Genomic DNA, 20,681 nt, shown 5'->3' with positions numbered 1-20,681 from the left:
TGCTCCGTGTGTGAGCGGGCGCGCCCGGATGGACGCGCTCACGCCAGACCTCTATCTCGGTTGAGCCAACTGATCTGTCGCGCTGCCCGGACAGCTGCCCGGGCCGGCACATCACCAGGTATTGTTGGCCTTGAAGTCCTTCAGCGCGCTATGCAGCGCGTTCTGAACCTCGTCGTCGTATTTGCCCGAGGCGTTGATGTCGTCGAGCAGCGCCTTGTGACTGCTAGACATATAGCTCTGCAGGGCGCGCTCGAAGTCGACGATCTTCTTGACCTCGATGTCATCGAGATAGCCCTCGTTTGCCGCGAACAAGGAGACGGCCATCTCACCCACATTCAGCGGATGATACTGCAGCTGCTTCATCAACTCGGTCACGCGCTCGCCGCGCTCGAGCTGCTTACGTGTCGCCTCGTCCAGGTCGGATGCGAACTGCGAGAAGGCGGCCAACTCACGGAACTGGGCTAGTGCTAGACGAATACCGCCGCCAAGCTTCTTGATGATCTTGGTCTGGGCCGCACCACCAACACGCGATACCGAGAGACCAGCGTTGATCGCAGGCCGAATGCCGGCGTTGAACAGATCACTCTCAAGGAAGATCTGGCCGTCGGTGATCGAGATGACGTTGGTCGGGACGAAGGCCGAGACGTCGCCGGCCTGGGTCTCGATGATCGGTAAAGCGGTCAGCGAGCCAGTCTTGCCCTTGACCTTACCGCCCGTAGCCTTTTCGACGTAGTCGGCGTTGACGCGCGCGGCACGCTCGAGCAGACGCGAATGCAGATAGAACACATCACCCGGATAGGCCTCACGACCCGGCGGACGACGCAGCAGCAGGGAGACCTGACGATAGGCCCAAGCCTGCTTGGTCAGATCGTCATAGACGATCAGCGCGTCTTCGCCCTTATCGCGGAAGTACTCGCCCATCGCGCAACCCGAGTAGGGCGCGATGAACTGCAGTGCCGCCGAATCCGACGCACCGGCGTGGACGATGATGGTGTGCTCCATGGCGCCAAACTCTTCGAGCTTGCGCTGCACCGCGGCGACCGACGAGTTCTTCTGACCGACAGCGACGTAGATACACTTAACGCCGGTCCCCTTCTGATTGATGATCGCATCCAGGGCGACAGCGGTCTTACCAGTCTGGCGGTCACCGATGATCAGCTCACGCTGGCCGCGGCCGACCGGGACCATGGCGTCGATGGCCTTGAGGCCGGTCTGCATCGGCTGATCGACTGATTGACGTGCGATAACACCAGGCGCAATCTTTTCGATCGACGACTGCGACTCAGCCTTGACCGGCCCTTTGCCATCGAGTGGCGTACCAAGCGGATCAACCACGCGACCGAGCAGGCCTTCACCCACCGGCACCTCAAGCACGCGGCCGGTGCAGCGCGCCCAGTCACCTTCGGAGAGATGCGTGTAGTCGCCGAGGATAACGGCGCCCACCGAGTCCCGCTCCAAGTTCAGCGCGAGCCCGAAGGTGTTGTTCGGGAACTCCAGCATCTCGTAGTACTGAGCGTCAGAGAGCCCGTAGATGCGGACGATACCATCGGTCAAGCTGACGATCGTGCCCTCGGCTCGCGCCTCGGTCTTGATGTCGAACTGCTCGATCTTCTGTTTGATGAGATCACTGATCTCGGAGGGATTGAGTTGCATGGCGGTGTCCCGTTCAGAATTGCAATTCGTTAGCCAGCTGCTGCAGCCTGCCGCGCACCGAGCCGTCGATGACGACGTCGTCAGCGCGGACTTCGAGACCGCCGATGAGGCTCGAGTCTTCCTCGACCGTCAGCTCGACCTCGGCGCCGAAGTGGCTCTTCAGCGACGACTGAAGGGTCTTCTGCTCTGCAGCCGACAGTGCATAAGCGCTGCGGATCTGGATGTGTCGAACACCCTGGATCGCGGTTTTGCGGGCCTCGAAGAGGCGAGCGAGATCGGGCAAGACCGTCAGACGCTCATTCTCGGCGAGCAGACGGACCAGATTCTGGACCTCGACACGCAACCCCTCACCGGCGACCGCAAAGATCAGATCCACTAGGTCGCGATCACTGAGATTCGGATTCCCGATCTGCGAGGCGACCTGCGGATCAGCAACAATCTCGGCAAGCTTGGCCAGGGCGACGGACCAAGCATCGAGTTGCTTGCTGGCGCGGGCCACCTCGAAGGCGGCCTCGGCGTAGGGTCGCGCGATGGTTGTGCTGTCTCCGGCCATCGGCGTGTCCTAAAGCTGTTTTGCGAAGGAGTTGATCAATGCCTTGTGCGCATTGGCATCGATCTCTTTTTCCAAGACCTTCTCGGCAGCGGCCACGGCCAGCGCGGCCATGCGTTCGCGCAATTCCTCGCGCGCCCGATTGGTTTCCTGCTCGATCTCGGCATGGGCCGCCGTCTTGATGCGGTCGGCCTCACCCTGTGCATCACGCTTGGCCTCATCCATGACCTCGTTGTAACGCTTCTGGGCCTGAGCAACGATATCGGCCGCCTTGGCTTTCGCCGCCTTCATCTCTTCCAGCGCCTTCTGCCGGCCGATCTCTTGCTCTTGCTGGCCACGCTCGGCGGCCGCTAAGCCTTCGGCGATCTTGGTCGCCCGCTCGTCCAGCGCCTTCATGATCGGCGGCCAGACGTATTTCATACAAAACGCCACGAAAATCGCAAATGCGATCATCTGGCTGATGAGGGTCAGATTGATGTTCATCCTAATTGCCTCGTTGGGGGACGCGCGGTGAGCGTTGCTGTCCGTCCGGGACGAGACGAGATCAGAGTGCGAACATCGCGTACAGACCCATCGCGATGGCGATGACTGGCAGCGCGTCGGTCAGACCCATGACGATGAAGAACTGGGTGCGCAGCATCGGGATCAGCTCAGGCTGACGAGCAGCGCCTTCCAAAAAACGTCCACCAAGGACACCGATACCCACACCGGCACCGATAGCACCAAGACCCAGCATCAGACCGGCCGCGACGATGATAAGAGCTTCTGCGATTTCCATTTGAATTCCCCCTTGGGAGAGCGTTGAGTGATCGGAAGGATCAGTGAAAGGAAAGATCAGTGATCGGTCTGATGGGCCATGTCGAGATAGACGATGGTCAGCACCATGAAGATGAAGGCCTGTAGGGTGATGATCAGGATATGGAAGATCGCCCAAGCCAGCTGCAATGCACCACCACTTAGGCTCAGCACCATATTATGGCCGTACATCAGCGCCACGAGAATGAAGATCATCTCGCCAGCATACATGTTCCCGAACAGTCGCAGCGAGAGCGAGAGCGGCTTCGACAGCAGGCTGATGCCCTCGAGAACCAGGTTGGCTGGGATGCCGAACTTACCGAATGGGTGCAGGGTCAGCTCGCCAACAAAGCCGCCGACGCCTTTGATCTTGATGCTGTAGTACAACACCAAGAAGAAGACAGCGAGGGCCATACCGAAGGTCACGTTCGGGTCGGTGGTTGGAACCACACGCATGAAGACATGATGTGGATCAGCGCCGAAGAGGGACATGAACTGACCGAAGGCCCAGGGAATCAGATCCACCGGAACCAAGTCCATGAGATTCATTAAGAATACCCAGGCGAAGATGGTCAGCGCCAGAGGGGCGACCATATCATTCTTTGCGCTGAAGGAGCCGCGCACGTTCTCGTTGACGAAATCGATGATCCATTCAACGAAATTCTGCGCCCTGCCTGGAACGCCGGCAGTCACGTTGTCGGCGACCTTGCGAAAGCCGATGAGGAACAGATAACCAAGGCCGATTGACCAGAGCAAGCTGTCGATATGCAATGCCCAAAAGCCCATGGCGGCTGCTTCTTCGGCATTGTGCGCGAAGACAAGACCTTGATCCGGCAGCCAACCCAGCGTGAGGTTGGTCAGGTGATGCTGGATGTAGTCGCTAGCGGTAAGCTCTGCGGTGGCCATCGATGAGGTCTCTTCTTAGCTATTCGAGCGTGCATCCGGGCGCTGCGCGAGCACCGCTGGCACCATTTGAACCGACAAGTAAGCGCCAAACAGCGCCAGCGGTCTTAGGTCGTCCAGCAGCGCGAACGCCAGGCCGAAAACGGCTAGGGCAATTGCAATCTTCGCGAACTCGGCGCCATAGATGCGAGCGAGCAGACGTCCCGGCTCTTGCGCTTGATAGCGCTGAAAGACGCGGTATGCGAAGTACCAATTCGCGAGGAGACAGGCACCAGCGCCAACGGCTGCTGAGCGCACTGCATCCAGACCGAACGGGAAGGCGGCTGATACGACCATCACTGCCACAAGACCCTGCCAAACGAGCAGCCGCTTGAGCTGTACGCGGTCTGGAGTACTCAGACTGTCGGCGTGGGTTGAAATGTGGCCGCCCTCCTAAAGCCCGAGAAGTATAAGTTCTGCTGAATATTCGGGTCAACGCCTATAGGCCACTGAGAGGCCCTCATGAGGCCAAAACAGCACCGCCCACAGGTGCGAGACAGCCACGCAGAAATAATAAAATTACTTTAAAAACAATAATCAACGAAGAATCAGAGTGCACTCGAACACAGCCATAAACTGTTTTATATTGATAGGGTCCATCGAGATTGCTTATGGCTCTTGGGCTAGCGGATATGTGCCAGGATGCCGTCAAGCTCGTCGAGGCTGTTGTAGTTGATCACCAGTCGACCCGTGCCCTTGCTGCCGTGCTTGATCGCCACTCGGGCGCCAAGCCGTTCGGCAAGATCGTCTTGCAGTTGGCGAATGTTGGGGTCGGGCGCCGACTTGGCATGCGCCTCCGTGGGCGGATCATCGGCATCGGTTTGTTGGCGGCGAATCAAGCGCTCGGTGTCGCGCACCGAGAGACCCTGCATGACCACCAGGCGCGCAGCCTTAATTTGCTGCTCTCCGTGTAAGCCAAGCAGCGCTCGCGCATGCCCCATCTCGAGGCGCTTGTCGTCCAAGAGCGTCTTGACCTCGTCCTCGAGCTCAAGCAGTCGCAGCAGATTCGTCACCGTACTGCGAGACTTGCCGACTGCCTCAGCCACCTGCAGATGGCTGAGGCCGAACTCGTCCAGTAGACGCCGGAGCGCACCGGCCTCCTCGAGCGGATGCAGATCATCGCGCTGAATGTTCTCGATCAGCGCGATGGCCAGCGCGGCCTGTTCGGTGACATCACGCACCACCACCGGGATACGCTCGAGCCCCGCTTGCTGGCTCGCACGCCAACGGCGTTCGCCAGCAACGATCTCGTAGCGCCCGGGCTCGACTGGTCGCACCAGGATTGGCTGAATCACACCCTGGGCCGCGATTGAGTCGGCGAGCTCGCGCAAACGCTCCTCATCAAAATCGCGGCGCGGCTGATAGCGCCCACGCTGGATCTGGTCCAGCGGCAGCTCGCGGACCGCCTCGCCGACGGTCGGGGCGATGAGCGCCTCAGCCCTGACCGGCGTTAGCTCCGCGCCGGATTCCGGCAAGGCGGCCTCGCGCGCACCGCCGAGCAATGCATCGAGCCCGCGGCCCAATCCTTTCTTCTTAGCAACTGTCATCGGCACTGGGGCTCCGAGATAGCGAGACGATGAGCGAGACGATGAGCGAGACGATGAGCGAGACGATGAGCGAGACGATGAGCGAGACGATGAGCGAGACGATGAGCAAGACGATGGCACGGCAAGCCGCTAGGCCGCACTCGGCGTGCGCTCGCGCCGCCGCAACACCTCGCTCGCCAAGGCTTGATAGGCAACAGCGCCGCGCGAACTCTGATCATAGAGCAGTGCTGGCAGTCCATGGCTAGGCGCCTCGGCCAACCGTACATTACGCGGGATGATGGTGCGATAAACCTCAGCAGTGAAATGCGTCACGAGCTGGGTCGAGACCTGATTGGCCAGATTGTTACGCGGATCATGCATGGTCCGGAGGATGCCCTCGATACGCAGCCCGGCGTTGCGGCTGCCGCGGATCTGCTCGACCGTATCGAGCAGCGCTGACAAACCCTCCAGCGCATAGTACTCACACTGAATTGGGATCAGAACCCCATCAGCGGCGACCAACGCATTCACCGTCAGCATGTTCAACGAGGGCGGACAATCAACCAGCACGACCTCATAGGCATCGGCGACACTGGCCAGCGCCTCCGCCAAGGCCCGCTCTCGCTGATCAGACTGCATCAGCCCAACCTCAGCGGCGGTCATATCGCCGTTCGAGGGCAACAGATCGAAACCTGGCGCTGGGGCCTCGATCCGCACCACACAATCAGCGAAGCCGGCCTCGCCCATCAGGAGATCACAGCCGGTGCGTTCGAGCCCGTTCTTGTCGACGCCGACACCCATGGTCGCATTGCCCTGGGGATCGAGGTCGACCAACAGCACGCGTCGACCCATCGCGGCCAGCGAGGCCGCGAGATTGACCGCCGTCGTTGTCTTGCCAACACCGCCTTTTTGATTGGCGATGGCGATGGTTCGGATACTAGCCATGGATACTGCCGTCGAGGGGAACTTCAATCAGGAAACGCTCGCCGTCGACACCAGGAACAACGAGAGGGTGGAGACGGGGCCCGCCGCGCCGCGTCTCAGCCGCTAACGATGCGTCAGACTCGGCGCTGCTGCGGCTTGCGATCAGCGACGCCAACTCGTCCTCAGCCAAACGGCCTTTTAACGCCAGTAGGCACCCGTCAGCAGCCGATAAACGCTGGGCGCTCGCGCAGAGGCTCGGCAGCGACGCTAAAGCGCGGGCGACAATAGTAGCGAATTTGCGCTCCGGCCGGTACGCCTCGAGTCGAATCTGGATCACATCGACATGCTCTAGGCCGAGAGCTAACACCGCCTGACGCACGAAGCGTGTCTTTTTGCCATTACTATCCAGCAGGATGAAGGTCAGCTCCGGGCGCGCAATGGCCAGGGGAATACCGGGAAGCCCGGCGCCAGTCCCCAAGTCCAGCACCGGCCCGCGTGTCACCCAAGGCAGCACCGCCAGACTATCCAGCAGATGCCGCGCCACCTGCTCGCGCGGATCACGAATCGCAGTCAGGTTGTAGGCCTGGTTCCAGCGCGCCAGAAGGCGCAGATAGCGGATCAGCAGATCACGCGCAGCCTCGTCGAGCCGCTCAGCGATCTCCGGCGACATCTGCGCTAGCCCCGCATCCAACCGCGCTCGAAGCTCAGTCGGATCAACCGCATCAAGACCTGATCGCGGCGACACCTTAGGCGCTCAGTCGCTTCAAATGGATCAGCAAGAGCGACACCGCCGCCGGAGTCACCCCCGGAATCCGCGCCGCCTGGCCCAGCGTTGTCGGCCGCACCCGCCGCAGTTTCTCCGACACCTCAGACGACAAGCCGCGCACCTTCTCATAGTCGAAATCGCCCGGTAGTGTACGCGCTTCCTGACCACGCTGGCGCTCCACCTCATCCAGCTGTCGCGCAAGATAGCCGCCGTAGGCCGCTTGGATCTCGACCTGCTCGGCAATCGCTGCTGCATCCTCGCTATCGGTTTCACCGGCGCCATCATCAATCCTGAACGCAGCGCCATCCCGACCAGCATCCTGCTTGTTCATCTTTGCGTCAGCCTGAACATGGTCAGGCAGCGATGACGATGCGCGAGCAGACACACCGAGCGGATCACCGATACCCTCGCAGACCACCAGATCGCGATAACCGACCGCTGGCCGGGCCAGCAACTCCAGCGCGCGAACCTCTCGCTTGATCGACTCGCCGGTACGTTGCTCGACCTCTGCCGCCAACGCCGTCCCCGGCCGCACCCAGCAGGCACGCAACCGCTGCTGCTCCCGCTCAATCGCCTCGCGCTTGGCCTCGAAACGCTGCCAGCGCGCGTCATCCACCAGCCCCAGCCGTCGGCCAGTCTCGGTCAAGCGAAGATCCGCGTTGTCCTCGCGCAACATCAGCCGATACTCGGCGCGGCTAGTGAACATCCGATAGGGCTCGTTGGTGCCGCGCGTGATCAAATCATCGACCAGCACGCCCAGATAGGCCTCATCGCGACGCGGCGACCAGGGCTCCAGCCCCTGCACCTGCCGAGCGGCATTCACGCCCGCCAGCAGCCCCTGCGCCGCGGCCTCCTCATAACCAGTGGTGCCGTTGATCTGGCCGGCAAAGAACAGGCCTGGCACGCAATGGGTCTCGAGCGACGGCGCAAGGTCGCGCGGATCGAAGAAGTCGTACTCGATCGCATAGCCGGGTCGGGTCAGATGCGCCTGCTCGAAGCCCGGGATCGAGCGCACCAGCGCGTGCTGCACATCGAACGGCAGGCTGGTCGAGATACCGTTCGGATAGATCTCGCCGCTCTCCAGCCCCTCCGGCTCGACGAAGATCTGATGCGAGGTCTTGTCGGCGAAGCGCACGATCTTGTCCTCGATCGACGGACAGTAACGCGGGCCAATGCTCTCAATCACGCCCGAATACATCGGCGAGCGCGACAGGCCGCCACGGATGATCTCATGGGTGCGCTCGGTGGTACGGGCGATATGGCAACTGACCTGGCGCGGATGCTCAGCGGCGCTGCCGAGATAGGAGAACACCGGCACGGGGGTATCGCCGGGCTGCGCCTCGAGACGAGTATAATCGATGCTGCGCGCGGCGATCCGTGGCGGGGTGCCGGTCTTCAACCGCTCAACCCTGAATGGCAAGGCGCGCAAACGCTCGGCGAGCGCATTGGATGGTGGATCACCGGCACGCCCGCCCTGATAGTTGCTGAGCCCGATATGGATCTTACCGCCGAGGAAGGTACCGACCGTCAACACCACCGCGCGCGCCCGAAACTCCAGCCCCATCTGGGTCCGCACGCCGACCACGCGCTCCGCCTGGCCGTCGGACTCGAGCAGCAGATCATCGACCGCCTGCTGAAACAGATCCAGATTCGGCGCGGTCTCGACCGCCGCGCGCACCGCCGCCCGATACAGCATCCGATCGGCCTGCGCCCGGGTCGCCCGCACCGCTGGCCCCTTGCGCTGATTCAGCACCCGAAACTGGATGCCGGCGCGATCGGTCGCGCGCGCCATCAAGCCGCCGAGCGCATCGATCTCACGCACCAGATGGCCCTTGCCGATGCCGCCAATGGCTGGGTTACAGCTCATTTGACCGATGGTCTCGATGTTATGGGTCAGCAGCAGCGTGCGCGCGCCAACGCGGGCCGCGGCAAGCGCCGCCTCGGTACCAGCGTGACCGCCGCCGACGACGATGACGTCATATGCCTGTTCTGCCAACATGCCCCAGTTCTCTTCGCAAGTGAGCGCTTATGATAATCCGAATCGATGCGCGATCAGACGCGGGATTCGCGAGCTGGACGTGACCCAGGAGGCAGATCGCGCGTTGATAGCCGCGAGCTGCTTCGGCAACAGGATCTGCAGCGCCATGCGCTAGCCAGTACCGCGAAGACGCTGGATGTCGTCCAAGCTCAAGCCGGTTTTCTCGGCCAGGATCAGGTCATCGGCGATGACATCGAGCAGGCTTTGGGCAATGCGCTCACGCTCCATCCGACGCCCCTCCTTAAGGCCCTGCATGCGCCCGACACCATAAGACGACTGCACCATGCTCGCCTGCTGATGCAGGTCGTCCTGATAGCGCTCATAGGCGCGGCGCTCGGGTTCGGGGAGCTTGAGCACATCCAACTCATCCTTGGCCTGCTGCAGCCCGCGGGCGGTGAAGTCGCTTTGGATCTCTTCGTTCTTGAGAAAGTAGATCCATTGGTCGAGCGGGTCGCGGGCGATGCCATCGAACTGGTTGACCTTGATCAGATAGTACTCGGGGAACAGCTGGTGGGCTTGATCGCATTGGTACAGCTCACGTTGTTTGTCGCTGAGCTGCAGCTCGTCGTGCCGATGCAGACCAATAAACCGAGTGGCGCCGTGGTAGACGTAGTCCTCGCCTTGACCGAAGTCGAAATAGAGGATGCTGACCGAGATGACCTTGACGATGTCCTCGTAAGGCGCGCCTTTGGGCAGGTTGTCGACGACCGTGCGGGCGCTGCTATGGAGGATGCGCTGCAGATAATCGAACTGGCGTTCGTACTGGACCTCGATCAGGATGATCTCGCCACGTTGGTTGCGTGCGCGCAGATCGACCCGGTTGAGCTTCTCGAGCGGGGTATCGCGGCCGCTTTCGCTATCAAGGATCTCCAGGATCTGGATGTCGTCCTGCAGCAGCTCGCTGAGGAAGCCCTCGAGAATGCCGAAATGGGCCTTGCTGCGCAGCAGACGCTTCAAGGCCCAGTCGAAGCTGATCAGGCGGCGGGGCATGGGCATGGACTCACGAGGTTGAGTAATGATCGTCTCGGTTGACCGAAGCAATTAACGTGAATCTCGCGCGATTCATCTGCCAGGGCGGCGCGGCACCCTGTGCGTTAACCTGACTCTCGCTTGATTCATTGTCCGGGTGGCGCCGAGTCACGAACCTTAGGCGAGCGGCGAGGCAGGGTCGCGAGCTTTGCGCTAAATTGGCGTCAGGAGCCACCGCGCAGACGAGCCAGCTCCGCGAGAAGGATCTCTTTCTCCGCACGCTCCCGCTGCGCGAGCTGCTCGGCCTGCTGGCGCGCCTGTTCAGCCTGCTGACGCGCCTGCTCAGCGGATATGCGCGCCTGGCGCTCGGCCTCCAACACTTGCCGCTCCCGCTGCCACTGAGGCAACACAAAGGGCGCATAGACCGCATCCTCGAGCATCGCCGCTGGACCCGGCTGACGCCGCAGATCCTCAAGCCGAAAGCGCAGGCCCGGCACCACCTCGGACTGCACCACGCCCTCGTCGGTCAGGATCGGTTGATAACGCCCAAAGGCGTTGCGCCGATAGAACCGCTGCCAGTGCGGCTCATGGTGCAAGATATAGTATTCGCGCACCCCGGCGGCCTCGTATTCGCGCCGCTTCTGCTCGGTGTCGCGGGCGATCTCGGCCGGGGTACTATCGGAGAGGGCCTCGACGCAGAGATCGAAGGTGCCCTTGTAGGAGCGATCGAGATCGGCGAGTGGGATCGGGTTGCTGTCGAGCACGATCCCGAGATCCGGTTTGCGGATGGCGACCTTGTCGGCGAGGCGCAAGCGAAAACCCATCTCCAGCGTGGTCAGCTGGGCATTGTTGTGAGTCTGCAGATAGAACTGCAGCAACTGCAGCAGCCAGTGGTAAACCCGCATGGTCAAGGTATCGGACACCGGCCTGACCTCCAGGATACCGTCGTTCCATTCGTAACCGTTCTCGTGCTCGTAGTAGTAGGCCCAGTAATCGGCCTCGCTGACCCGCGTGCCCGCTGGCGGATTGGGATCGAGACCGATCGCGGGCGCATCGGTCAGGGCGATGGCAGGTGGTGGCATGATCGCGGACCCTCCTCGGCGCGCTTGAGCAATCCAGTGAACTGACAATACCAAAGGCCATTGAGGAAGGCGATTGAGAGCGAGGGCGAATACGAGCGTCACCCCCTCCCGGCTTAGATGGCCGCTTTTCGCGCTGGCAACCGGGACAGCCGGACTTACCGTTTCCTCTCGCAGCACCATCAGAGGCTAGACTAGGGGCCGATGACCGCAGGAACCCGTTATGACCATTGCAGACAATCGCGCGACCCAGCCCCCGCCCATCAAACCCGCCACAGGCAAGGATCGCAGCTCCCGCACGAGCCCCTTCGCCGCACTGATCGAGACCGCCGGCTCGGTGATCCTCGGCAAGACCCATGAGATCAAACTGGCCTTCGTCTGCCTGCTCGCCGGCGGCCATCTGCTGATCGAGGATCTGCCAGGGGTTGGCAAGACCACGCTCGCGCATCTGCTCGCGCGCCTGCTGGGACTACAGTATGCGCGCATCCAATTCACCAGCGACATGCTGCCGGCCGACGTGCTCGGGGTCTCGGTCTATGACCGTGCCGCGGAGCAGTTTCGCTTTCATCCCGGGCCGGTGTTCGCGCAGCTGGTGCTGGCCGATGAGATCAATCGCGCCACGCCCAAGGCGCAGAGCGCGCTGCTCGAGGCGATGGAGGAACGTCAGGTGACCGCCGATGGCGAGACCCGGGCGCTGCCGCGGCCCTTCTTCGTCATCGCCACCCAGAACCCAGCGCACCAGATCGGCACCTTTGCGCTGCCGGAGTCGCAGCTCGACCGCTTCCTGATGCGCATCGCGCTCGGCTATCCGGACCAGGCGCAAGAGCGCATCCTGCTCGCCGGCGAGGATCGACGCGCCATGGTCGCCGGGCTGCAGCCGCTGATCGACGCCGAGACGCTGACGCAGTCGCAGGCACGCCTGGATGGCATCCATGCCGCGCCGCCGATCATCGACTACTGCCTGCACATCCTCCAGTACACCCGTTCCAGCACCCGTTTTCGGCATGGGCTCTCGCCGCGCGCCGGTCTCGGTCTGCTGCGCGCCGCCCGGGCCTGGGCGATGGTCGAGGGTCGTGACTATGTCGCGCCGGACGACATCCAGCAGGTACTCCCGGCAGTGGTCCCGCACCGGTTGGCGCAAGAGACCGAACAGGGCCTGCGCACTGATCCAGCCGTTGCGGCGCAGATCCTCGATGCCGTCCCCATCCCTTGAAGCGTCAACGGTGACACCATCACGCCAGCGCTGGCTCGACGGACTGATGCGCCGCAACCCCCACGATCAACAGGGCGTGACGCGCATCGGCGCACGGCGGATCTATATCCTGCCGACCCGCACCGGCGTCACCTTTGGCGCCATGTTGTTCGCCACCCTGCTCGGCTCGCTCAACTATCAGAACAACCTCGGGCTGTTGCTGACCTTTCTGATGGCCGGGATCGCGCTGCTGAGCATGCACTACTGCTGGTACAACCTGCTCGGACTCTCGGTGCGCTGCGCCGATGCCGCGCCGACCTTCCGCGGTCAGTCGGCGCGGTTTCGGGTCGAGTTCTGGAATCAATCTGGTCGGCGCCATGGCGAGCTGTGTCTGCGCGGTGGCGAATGCGCCGAGGTCGCCGCCGGTCGCCATGTCGAGATCGACCTGTCCGTCAGCGCTGATCAGCGCGGGCTGATGCGACTCGAGGAACTGCTGATCGAGACCCGCTATCCCCTCGGCCTGTTCCGCGCCTGGGCGCTGGTGCGCACCCCGGCCAAGGTGCTGGTCTATCCGCGCCCGGCGCCGCAGGCACCGCCACCGGGACTGGCGATCACGGCAGCGCAGCGGGCCAACGCGCTGGAAGCCGCTCGCGACGCGCCAGACCAAGGCGCCGATGATTACATCGGCGCGCGCGCCTATCGCGACGGTGACTCGCCACGACAGATCGACTGGAAGGTGCTGGCCCGCGAGCGCGGCCTGGTGACCAAGCAGTTTGGCGCTGATCAATCCGCCCAGGTGCAGCTCGACCTGCGCCAACACCCTGGCGACCTGGAACAGCGGCTGTCACTGCTGACGCGCCAGGTGCTCGATGCCGATGCGCGCGGTCTGCGTTATGGGCTCAGGCTTGGCCCGCTGTTGATCCCCAGCGGGCGGGGCGAGCCGCATCAGCGGCGCTGCCTGGAGGCGCTCGCCCGCTGTCCGGCCGATGTCGCTGATATCAGCAGATTTGGTGCGGGTTCTGATCCCAGCCAGAGCGCGCCTGATATCACCAGCCAGAGCCCGTTTGCTGGCACGTTGCGAGGCTCGACATGAATCAGCAACCCAAGCGACATCAAGACCGCTACCGCGATCGCCCCTCAGATCGCTGGCAGCTCGCCGCCGCGACCCTGCTGCTCGGGCTCGGTGCCGCTCCCTTGTTGCTCGAACTGCGCGCGCAGGTCAGCCTCTTCATCCTCGGTCTCCTGCTGATCAGCGGCGCGGCGATTCGCTGGCCGCGTCTACAGCCGAATCGCTGGAGTCTGTTCGCGCTCACCCTGCTCGGCGGCTTGATCGTCTTCGAGAGCTACCGCTCGCTGGTCGGCCAACACGCCGGCAGCGCCCTGCTCCTGACCATGATCGCGCTGAAGCGGTTGGAGAGCCGCAGCCGCCGCGATCTGCGGGTGCTGGTCACCGCCTTCGGCTTCTTGTTGGTGATCCAGTTTCTGTTCGGCGATTCACCCTGGCTCACGGCCTGGATGCTGCTGATGCTGATCGGCGCGGTCGCCCTGCTCGCCGACCTCAGCGTTGCCGGACGCTCCGATCAGCGCCTGGCGGACTGGCGCGCTGCTGGCCGGATGGCGCTGATGCTGACCGTCCAGGCCGCGCCACTGGCCTTGGTCTTGTTCGTGCTGTTTCCACGCCTCGATGCCCCGCTCTGGGATCTGCGACTTGGCAATGAACGCGCGGTCAGCGGACTCAAGGACTGGCTCGAGCCCGGCTCGATCAGCGAGCTGATCCTCTCTGGCGAGGATGCCTTTCGAGTGCGCTTCGACCAGGAGCCGCCGCTGCCCCAAGGTCTGACGATCAACGACCTCTATTGGCGCGGCCCCGTGCTCTGGCGCACCAATGGTCAGCGCTGGCTACCACTCGATGCATCCTCCGCCGCGCCCACGCCAGCGCCAGCGCAAGCGTCGACAGCCCCCCAGGCATCAATGCCAGCGCCAACGCCAGCGGTCTCCAAATCACCCGCGCCAGCGCCGACCTCAGCAGCCGACACCCCATCGCCCACGCGTACACCATCGGCATCGGCATCGGCATCGGCATCGGCATCGGCATCGGCATCGGCATCGGCATCGGCATCGGCATCGGCATCGAAGCGAGCAAACAACAGTCAGCCCATTGATGGCGCGCCAATCCGTGAACTTCTCAGCGAGCCCATCAGCTATACCGTCGTACTCGAGCCGACCGATCAGCGCTGGCTGTTCGCACTCGAGCTGCCCACGGAGCTACCGCAACGCTCGCGGCTCACCGCCGATTTCCAGCTCATCGCCGATGAGCCGGTGACCGATCTCCGGCTGTACCGCGCCAGCTCGGTGATCGATGAGCGGATGCGCCAACTCTCGCCAGCCCATGAGCAAGCCGCGCTGCAGCTGCCGCCGAACATCTCTGAACGCATGCAGACGCTCGTCGCCGACTGGCAGGCAAGCTCGAACACAGCAACGCAAATCGTGCAGCACGCGCTGACCTTCTTCAGCCAACCGCCGTTTCGCTACACCCTGCTACCGCCAGCGCTGGGTGCCAACCCAACCGATGCCTTCCTGTTCGAGACCCAAGCCGGGTTCTGCGAGCACTATGCCTCGAGCTTCGTGCTGCTGATGCGTGTTGCCGGCATCCCGTCGCGCATCGTGCTCGGCTATCTCGGCGGTGAATACAACCCGCTCAGCGGCGATTATCTGATCCGCCAATCCGACGCCCACGCCTGGGCCGAGGTCTGGCTCGACGGGCGCGGCTGGACCCGCGTCGACCCCACCGCGGCGATCGACCCCGCGCGCGTCGAGCGCGAGCTGCGCTTTGATACCCTGGGCCGCTCAGCCCCGGCGCGCTTCCGGGTCGAAGAGACCAGCGCCCTGGGCCGACTGGTCCGCGGTGCCCGCTTCCTGGCCGACGCCTTCGACTCCAGCTGGAAGAACTGGGTGCTCGGCTATTCGAGCCGCGACCAATTCCGGCTGCTGGACCAACTCGGCCTCGGACAGCTCCGCGAGTACGGGTTAGCGCTGCTGATGACGGTCGCCGGATCAGCGGTGATGCTTGGCTGGGCATTCGCGCTCGCACGCCGGCCAAGGTCACGCGATCCGATCCAACGCTGCTGGCAACGCTTTGGCCAACGGCTCAGCCGCATCGGCCTTGGGCCGCAACACCACGAAGCCCCGCTGCATTATCGCGCACGCATCCTCAAGGCGCGGCCCGACTTAGAGCCGACGGTCGACGCCATCGTCGACAGCTATCTTAGGCTGCGCTACCAAGCGCCTCCAACAGAGACCGAGCATCGGATACTGTGCCGGCAGGTTAACCGATTCCGGCCGTCGCGCGATCTCCAGACCGCGATCTCCAGACCGCGATCTCCAGACATAGAAACCGCCGCGACCAGCCAATCCCGCGATGAGCAACTATCCCATCAACTTCTTCCATAATCCCCCTGACGGCACCGCGCCAGAGCGGTCCTGCGAGAGGGTTCATGTTCGGGCCTCTTCGAGACGCTCTAGCCGCTCACCTTAAGCTTCTGACCAACCCGGATGGTGTTGTCATTCGGGTCAAGCTGATTGAGCTGACGCAGCTTGTCGACTGAGATACCGTTGTTGACCGCGACGCGATAGAGGGTCTCTTGCGGTTTGACGATGTGATACTTCGCCTTTGGCGTCGCTTTAGTCGTTGCCGATGATTGTGCGCTCGCCGGCTTAGCGGCCGGGGCCTTTGCGCTTGTCGACTTGGCGGTACTGCTACTCGCCAGCCTCACCGAGCCGGTCTTTGCTGCCTGCGCCCCAGAGCCGCTGTCGTTGCGAACCACGAGGGTCGCGGTGGACGGCACGCTTATGCGATCTCGGTAGGCCGGGGGATGGGCGGCAACACGGCGCGTACTGCCAGCGGGTAGCCAGACTGTGCTCCCGGCCGGCAGCTGTGCGCGACCATCGACAGCCGGATCACGCCAGTGCAGATTCGCGCGCGCCAGGCTGGCGGTCGAGACGCCGTAGTGATTCGCAACGTGATGCGCCGGCATCGGGCTACGGAGCACCAAGCGCTCATAGGACCAGGGCTGCTCGTAGTTCACCCCTTCCGGGAAGTAGCGCTGCGGATGATCGGCCACCTCGCGGGCAGCGGCGAACGAGGCATAGAAGTTACGCGAGGCAAAGCCGAAGGCACGCCCCTTGTAGTGCTTGACGATCTTGCCGATGTCGTCGCCATATTGGGCCTTGGCGTTCGCCATGCCGCCCTTGCCGTGGTTGTAAGAAGTGATCGCCAACGGCCAGCTACCAAGCTTGCGATGGGCCGCCGATAGATAGCTGGCCGCGCTGTCAGCACAGGTGATGGGATCGAGCCGCTCGTCAATGGTCCGATCTACCCGCATGCCGTATTCACGCCCAGTCGCCGGCATGAATTGCCAGATGCCGGCGGCGCCAACGCTCGAGCGTGCATGGGTCTGGAATGAAGACTCGACGTGGGGCAGGTAGGCCAGATCCTCAGGCACGCCCTTCGCAGTCATGATCTGGCGAAAATGGGGATCGTAGCGGCCGCTGATCTCCAATCCGCGCTTGAAGCGCTCGCGCACCCCACGCTGGCTGCGAAGCCGATCAGAGGCCCCATAGACCGCCCCTTTGCCTGCACCCTGCTCGATCTTTGCCAGCAGCGCCTTGTCAGTAGAGGAGAGCGGTGCGCGCTCGCGCACCTTACGCTCGAGGGAGCGCAGCTGATCCCGATACATCGCCTCGCGCGCCTTGACCCAGGCGCGCTGTTCATTGGTGTAGCCTTCCTGTACCGCGCCGGGCAACTCGCCAACCTCATAGATCACCCCCATGTGCTCATTGTCATGGAAGGCGACCTGGCCGCGACTCCAGATGCCGTAGACATGGCGCCAGAAGTCGACATTGGGCTGGATCTCTTCGGGGACCGGGAACGGGCCACTGTTGTCGTATTCGATCTTGGAGACGGAGTCGCCGCGTAGATTGGAGCCACCCCCGCAGCCGCTGAGAGCAACCAGCGCCAGCAAGGCAAACGCCCACAACAGGCTGCGGGTTCTAGCCTCTATCACACCCTGAGAGCGCAACCGCACCTCTTCCATCAGACGACGGGGAATGCCACCGGCCAAGCCACCTGGCATGCTGCCGCTGGCACCCAGGGCAAGTTGATCAATCGGCGATTCGATGCGGGTCCCTAGTGGCTTGCTCATGGCGCAACCGCGACCTCCTCAGGTATTGTGAATGAAAACAGCGAGAATCCTCGCCTACCTGAGACGATTTCGCAAGAGCTGATCGGCATTCGCTGCGATACTCCACTGACACTCCACCGATGCTGATGAGCAGCCGTTTACCGCAACCCGATGCGTATCCAACTCCTTTGCGTCGGCCGACGCATGCCAACCTGGGTCAACGAAGGCTTTGCCGAGTATGCGAAGCGTCTACCGCCGAGCTGCGCCCTGTCGCTGGTCGAGATCGAGCCCGCGGCGCGGGGCAAGGGCTTAGGCCGCGGTCGCAGCAAGTCGGGTCAGCGCGCACAGCTGTCACCGGCAGAGCGCGACCGGTTGCTGGCGGATGAAGGCGAGCGACTCCTGAAAGCGACCCCGAGCACCGCGCTGGCGGTTGCGCTAGACGTGCGCGGGCGCACTTGGAGCACCGAGGCGCTCGCGCGCGAGCTTGAGGCCTGGATGGCGGATGGTCGGGACCTGGCGTTCTTGGTCGGCGGACCCGACGGCCTCTCGCGCGACTGCTTGGCGCGGGCCGAGCAGCGCTGGTCGCTTTCACCCTTGACCTTTCCCCATCCACTCGTGCGTGTCATCCTCGCGGAACAACTCTACCGAGCCTGGACCCTGACGCAGGGCCATCCTTACCACCGCGGATCAGCATGACCGATCACAACCACAGCCCTGATGACCCAGCGACTGATCCTAAGGTGTCGACGCCGGCTCCCCGTGCTACCGACCTCTATCTGGCCTCGCGCTCCCCACGCCGGCTCGAGCTACTGGGGCAGCTGGGCTTAAGGTCAGAAGTCGTCATCGCCGAGATCGACGAAACACCCGCAGAGCACGAGGCGCCAGAGCGCTTCGTAGTCCGCATCGCACAGGCCAAGGCGCATGCCGGTTGGGCCACATTGAACGGGCGCGCCAGCAAACCCCTGCTCGCCGCTGACACCGTGGTCGTCATCGGCCCGCAGATCCTGGGCAAGCCGGTAGATGCCGATGCGGCGCTGCGGATGCTAGCCTTGCTCTCCGGGCGTCGGCACCGGGTACTCACAGCCGTGACCTTGCTGGCGCCAGCCATAACCGGCGATCCACCGACGCACAACCCACCCTTACAGCGACAGGTCTTAGTCGAGACCGAGGTCCAGATGCGTCCAATCAGGTCTGCGGAGGCACGCGCCTATTGGGCGAGCGGCGAGCCCGCGGATAAGGCTGGCGCCTATGCGGTCCAAGGCTTGGGAGCGATCTTCATCGAGGCGGTACGCGGTAGCTACAGCAACGTCGTCGGTCTGCCACTGTTCGAAACCGCGCAGCTACTACGCGAGCATGGCATCGACCCGCTCGCGTCGCTCATCAAATCATAACGAGGTCAAGACCCATGCCACTGAGCCACACCGCCGCACTGCTTGCGGCCCGACGATGAGCGAAGAGATCCTCATCAATATCACGCCACCGGAGACGCGCGTCGCCGTCGTCGAGAACGGCGTCGTGCAGGAGATCATCATCGAGCGCGCCGAGCGCTGCGGGCTAGTCGGCAATATCTATCGCGGGCGTATCTGCCGGGTGTTGCCCGGGATGCAAGCGGCTTTTGTCGAGATTGGCCTCGATCGCGCGGCGTTCTTGCACGCCTCCGACATCATGAGCCCGGAAGGCGAGGCGCGCAGCGATAACATCAACAGCCTCGTGAAGGAAGGCGACCCGATTCTGGTGCAGGTGGTCAAAGACCCGCTCGGCAGCAAGGGTGCACGGCTTACCACCAACATCTCCATTGCCTCGCGTTACCTGGTCTTCATGCCGCGACTCGGCAACACCGGCGTCTCACAAAAGATCGAAGACGACGACGAGCGCAAGCGCCTACGCGAGGTGCTGCAAGCCTACGTCGATGAGCACGAAGGTGTCGGCGGCTATATCGCCCGCACCGCAGCGGAAACGGTGAGTGACGAGAACCTCTGCCGCGACATGGCCTTTCTCGCCAAGCTTTGGAACGGCATCCGCGAGCGCGCGGGCAACACCAGCGAGACCGGCCTAATTCACGACGATCTGCCATTGGCGTTGCGCGCACTGCGCGACCTGGTGACACCTGAGGTTGAGCGGGTGCGGATCGACTCGCGCGCCACCGTCGACAAGGCGCGCCCGTTCGCGGTGAAGTACATCCCCGAGATCGTCGATCGTATCGAATACTATGGCGGCGAGCGGCCGCTGTTCGACCTCTACGGGGTCGAGGATGAGATCCAGAAGGCCCTGCAGCGCAAGGTCCAGCTCAAGTCCGGCGGCCATCTGGTCATCGACCAGACCGAGGCGATGACCACCATCGACGTCAACACGGGCGCCTTCGTCGGCCATCGCAATCTCGAGGAGACCATCTTCAAGACCAATCTGGAAGCAGCGCAAGCGATCTGCCGCCAGCTTCGATTACGCAATCTCGGCGGCATCATCATCATCGATTTCATCGATATGACCGACGAGGAGCACAAGCGCCAGGTGCTGCGCGCGCTCGAGAAGTGCCTCGCGCGCGATCACGCCAAGACCCACATCACCGAGGTCTCGGCGCTCGGGCTGGTCGAGATGACACGCAAGCGCACCCATGAATCACTCGAGCATATCCTCTGTGAGCCCTGCCCCTGCTGCAATGGGCGTGGATCACTGAAGACCGCCGAGACCACCTGCTATGAGATCTTCCGCGAGATCCTGCGTGAGTCGCGCCAGTTCGAGGTCGAGCAACTGTTGGTGCTGGCCTCACAAGAGGTGATCGATCGACTGCTGGACGAAGAATCAGGGCATCTCGCCGAGCTCGAGGAGTTCATCGGCAAGCCGATCAAGCTACAGGCCGAATCGCTCTATACTCAAGAGCAATACGATGTGGTCTTGATCTGATCGCCATACGGATGGCGCGTTGCATCACACAAACTGCTCGCCAGCGCGGCCTGCCCCCGGAGACGGATGCCTGAATCTCAGGCCATGCCTGTTCCAGGCGGGGGCCGCGCCACGGGCGTTTGGGACCACAACAGGCAGCCAAAGCGGCGGGGGCAGGCACAGGTGC

The 20,681-nt window shown here is 63.1% G+C and carries 19 protein-coding genes; 6 read left to right on the top strand and 13 right to left on the bottom strand.

Annotated features, from left to right (window positions below; translation table 11 throughout):
• Window positions 1-111: 111 nt before the first annotated feature.
• The 12 genes from atpA to CCR96_RS07835 form a co-directional block, all read right to left on the bottom strand.
• Complete coding sequence (gene atpA, locus CCR96_RS07890; protein ID WP_201219562.1) at window positions 112-1,653, bottom strand: F0F1 ATP synthase subunit alpha; 1,542 nt, start codon at window positions 1,651-1,653, stop codon at window positions 112-114.
• Window positions 1,654-1,666: 13 nt separating this feature from the next.
• Window positions 1,667-2,206, bottom strand: a complete 540-nt coding sequence (locus tag CCR96_RS07885; RefSeq protein WP_201219560.1) for a F0F1 ATP synthase subunit delta — start codon at window positions 2,204-2,206, stop codon at window positions 1,667-1,669.
• 9 nt (window positions 2,207-2,215) lie between these two features.
• Complete coding sequence (locus CCR96_RS07880) at window positions 2,216-2,686, bottom strand: F0F1 ATP synthase subunit B (protein WP_201219558.1); 471 nt, start codon at window positions 2,684-2,686, stop codon at window positions 2,216-2,218.
• Window positions 2,687-2,747: 61 nt separating this feature from the next.
• Window positions 2,748-2,981: a F0F1 ATP synthase subunit C gene (gene atpE, locus CCR96_RS07875; RefSeq protein ID WP_200246175.1), complete on the bottom strand. Its 234-nt coding sequence runs from the start codon at window positions 2,979-2,981 to the stop codon at window positions 2,748-2,750.
• A 56-nt stretch (window positions 2,982-3,037) separates the two neighbouring features.
• Window positions 3,038-3,904, bottom strand: coding sequence for a F0F1 ATP synthase subunit A (gene atpB, locus CCR96_RS07870; RefSeq protein WP_201219556.1), 867 nt, complete (start codon window positions 3,902-3,904; stop codon window positions 3,038-3,040).
• 15 nt (window positions 3,905-3,919) lie between these two features.
• Window positions 3,920-4,267 carry an ATP synthase subunit I gene (locus CCR96_RS07865; RefSeq protein WP_274601087.1) on the bottom strand — a complete coding sequence of 116 codons (348 nt, stop codon included), beginning with the start codon at window positions 4,265-4,267 and terminating at the stop codon, window positions 3,920-3,922.
• Between the two features lie 296 nt (window positions 4,268-4,563).
• Window positions 4,564-5,487: a ParB/RepB/Spo0J family partition protein gene (locus CCR96_RS07860; protein ID WP_201219552.1), complete on the bottom strand. Its 924-nt coding sequence runs from the start codon at window positions 5,485-5,487 to the stop codon at window positions 4,564-4,566.
• Window positions 5,488-5,616: 129 nt separating this feature from the next.
• Window positions 5,617-6,411: a ParA family protein gene (locus tag CCR96_RS07855; protein WP_201219550.1), complete on the bottom strand. Its 795-nt coding sequence runs from the start codon at window positions 6,409-6,411 to the stop codon at window positions 5,617-5,619.
• Window positions 6,404-7,135 (bottom strand): 16S rRNA (guanine(527)-N(7))-methyltransferase RsmG, encoded by a 732-nt coding sequence (gene rsmG, locus CCR96_RS07850; protein ID WP_201219549.1) that lies wholly within the window; start codon window positions 7,133-7,135, stop codon window positions 6,404-6,406. The genes CCR96_RS07855 and rsmG overlap by 8 nt, the downstream gene beginning before the upstream one ends.
• 1 nt (window position 7,136) lies before the next feature.
• Complete coding sequence (gene mnmG, locus CCR96_RS07845) at window positions 7,137-9,155, bottom strand: tRNA uridine-5-carboxymethylaminomethyl(34) synthesis enzyme MnmG (RefSeq protein WP_201219548.1); 2,019 nt, start codon at window positions 9,153-9,155, stop codon at window positions 7,137-7,139.
• A 150-nt stretch (window positions 9,156-9,305) separates the two neighbouring features.
• Window positions 9,306-10,184 carry an Rpn family recombination-promoting nuclease/putative transposase gene (locus CCR96_RS07840; protein ID WP_242518724.1) on the bottom strand — a complete coding sequence of 293 codons (879 nt, stop codon included), beginning with the start codon at window positions 10,182-10,184 and terminating at the stop codon, window positions 9,306-9,308.
• Window positions 10,185-10,387: 203 nt separating this feature from the next.
• The gene (locus tag CCR96_RS07835) at window positions 10,388-11,245 is read right to left on the bottom strand and encodes a Uma2 family endonuclease (RefSeq protein WP_201219546.1); all 858 of its coding nucleotides are present in this window, start codon (window positions 11,243-11,245) and stop codon (window positions 10,388-10,390) included.
• Between the two features lie 220 nt (window positions 11,246-11,465).
• Here CCR96_RS07835 and CCR96_RS07830 point away from each other — a divergent pair, with 220 nt between their 5' ends.
• Genes CCR96_RS07830 through CCR96_RS07820 form a run of 3 tightly spaced genes read left to right on the top strand, consistent with a single transcriptional unit; the run spans window position 11,466 to window position 15,884 of the window.
• The gene (locus CCR96_RS07830; protein ID WP_201219545.1) at window positions 11,466-12,455 is read left to right on the top strand and encodes an AAA family ATPase; all 990 of its coding nucleotides are present in this window, start codon (window positions 11,466-11,468) and stop codon (window positions 12,453-12,455) included.
• Complete coding sequence (locus CCR96_RS07825) at window positions 12,436-13,527, top strand: DUF58 domain-containing protein (RefSeq protein WP_201219544.1); 1,092 nt, start codon at window positions 12,436-12,438, stop codon at window positions 13,525-13,527. Before CCR96_RS07830 ends, CCR96_RS07825 begins: the two co-directional genes overlap by 20 nt.
• The gene (locus tag CCR96_RS07820) at window positions 13,524-15,884 is read left to right on the top strand and encodes a transglutaminase TgpA family protein (RefSeq protein ID WP_201219542.1); all 2,361 of its coding nucleotides are present in this window, start codon (window positions 13,524-13,526) and stop codon (window positions 15,882-15,884) included. Before CCR96_RS07825 ends, CCR96_RS07820 begins: the two co-directional genes overlap by 4 nt.
• Window positions 15,885-15,952: 68 nt before the next feature.
• On the opposite strand, the gene CCR96_RS07815 is transcribed toward CCR96_RS07820, so the two are convergent.
• On the bottom strand, window positions 15,953-17,635 hold the full coding sequence (locus tag CCR96_RS07815) for a lytic transglycosylase domain-containing protein (protein ID WP_242518723.1): 1,683 nt from the start codon (window positions 17,633-17,635) through the stop codon (window positions 15,953-15,955).
• A gap of 150 nt (window positions 17,636-17,785) precedes the next feature.
• On the opposite strand from CCR96_RS07815, the gene rlmH reads away from it, so the two are divergent.
• The 3 genes from rlmH to rng are packed head-to-tail and all read left to right on the top strand — an operon-like array spanning window position 17,786 to window position 20,515.
• On the top strand, window positions 17,786-18,310 hold the full coding sequence (gene rlmH / locus CCR96_RS07810; RefSeq protein WP_201219540.1) for a 23S rRNA (pseudouridine(1915)-N(3))-methyltransferase RlmH: 525 nt from the start codon (window positions 17,786-17,788) through the stop codon (window positions 18,308-18,310).
• On the top strand, window positions 18,307-19,005 hold the full coding sequence (locus tag CCR96_RS07805) for a Maf family protein (RefSeq protein ID WP_201219538.1): 699 nt from the start codon (window positions 18,307-18,309) through the stop codon (window positions 19,003-19,005). Before rlmH ends, CCR96_RS07805 begins: the two co-directional genes overlap by 4 nt.
• A gap of 55 nt (window positions 19,006-19,060) precedes the next feature.
• Window positions 19,061-20,515, top strand: a complete 1,455-nt coding sequence (gene rng, locus CCR96_RS07800; protein WP_201219536.1) for a ribonuclease G — start codon at window positions 19,061-19,063, stop codon at window positions 20,513-20,515.
• Window positions 20,516-20,681: the final 166 nt, after the last annotated feature.

It is taken from the genome of Halochromatium roseum (assembly GCF_016653315.1).
In the GTDB taxonomy this organism is placed as follows: Bacteria; Pseudomonadota; Gammaproteobacteria; order Chromatiales; family Chromatiaceae; genus Lamprobacter; species Lamprobacter roseus.
Note: the sequence above shows the minus strand (reverse complement) of the source record. Positions and strands in the feature narration are given on the sequence as shown.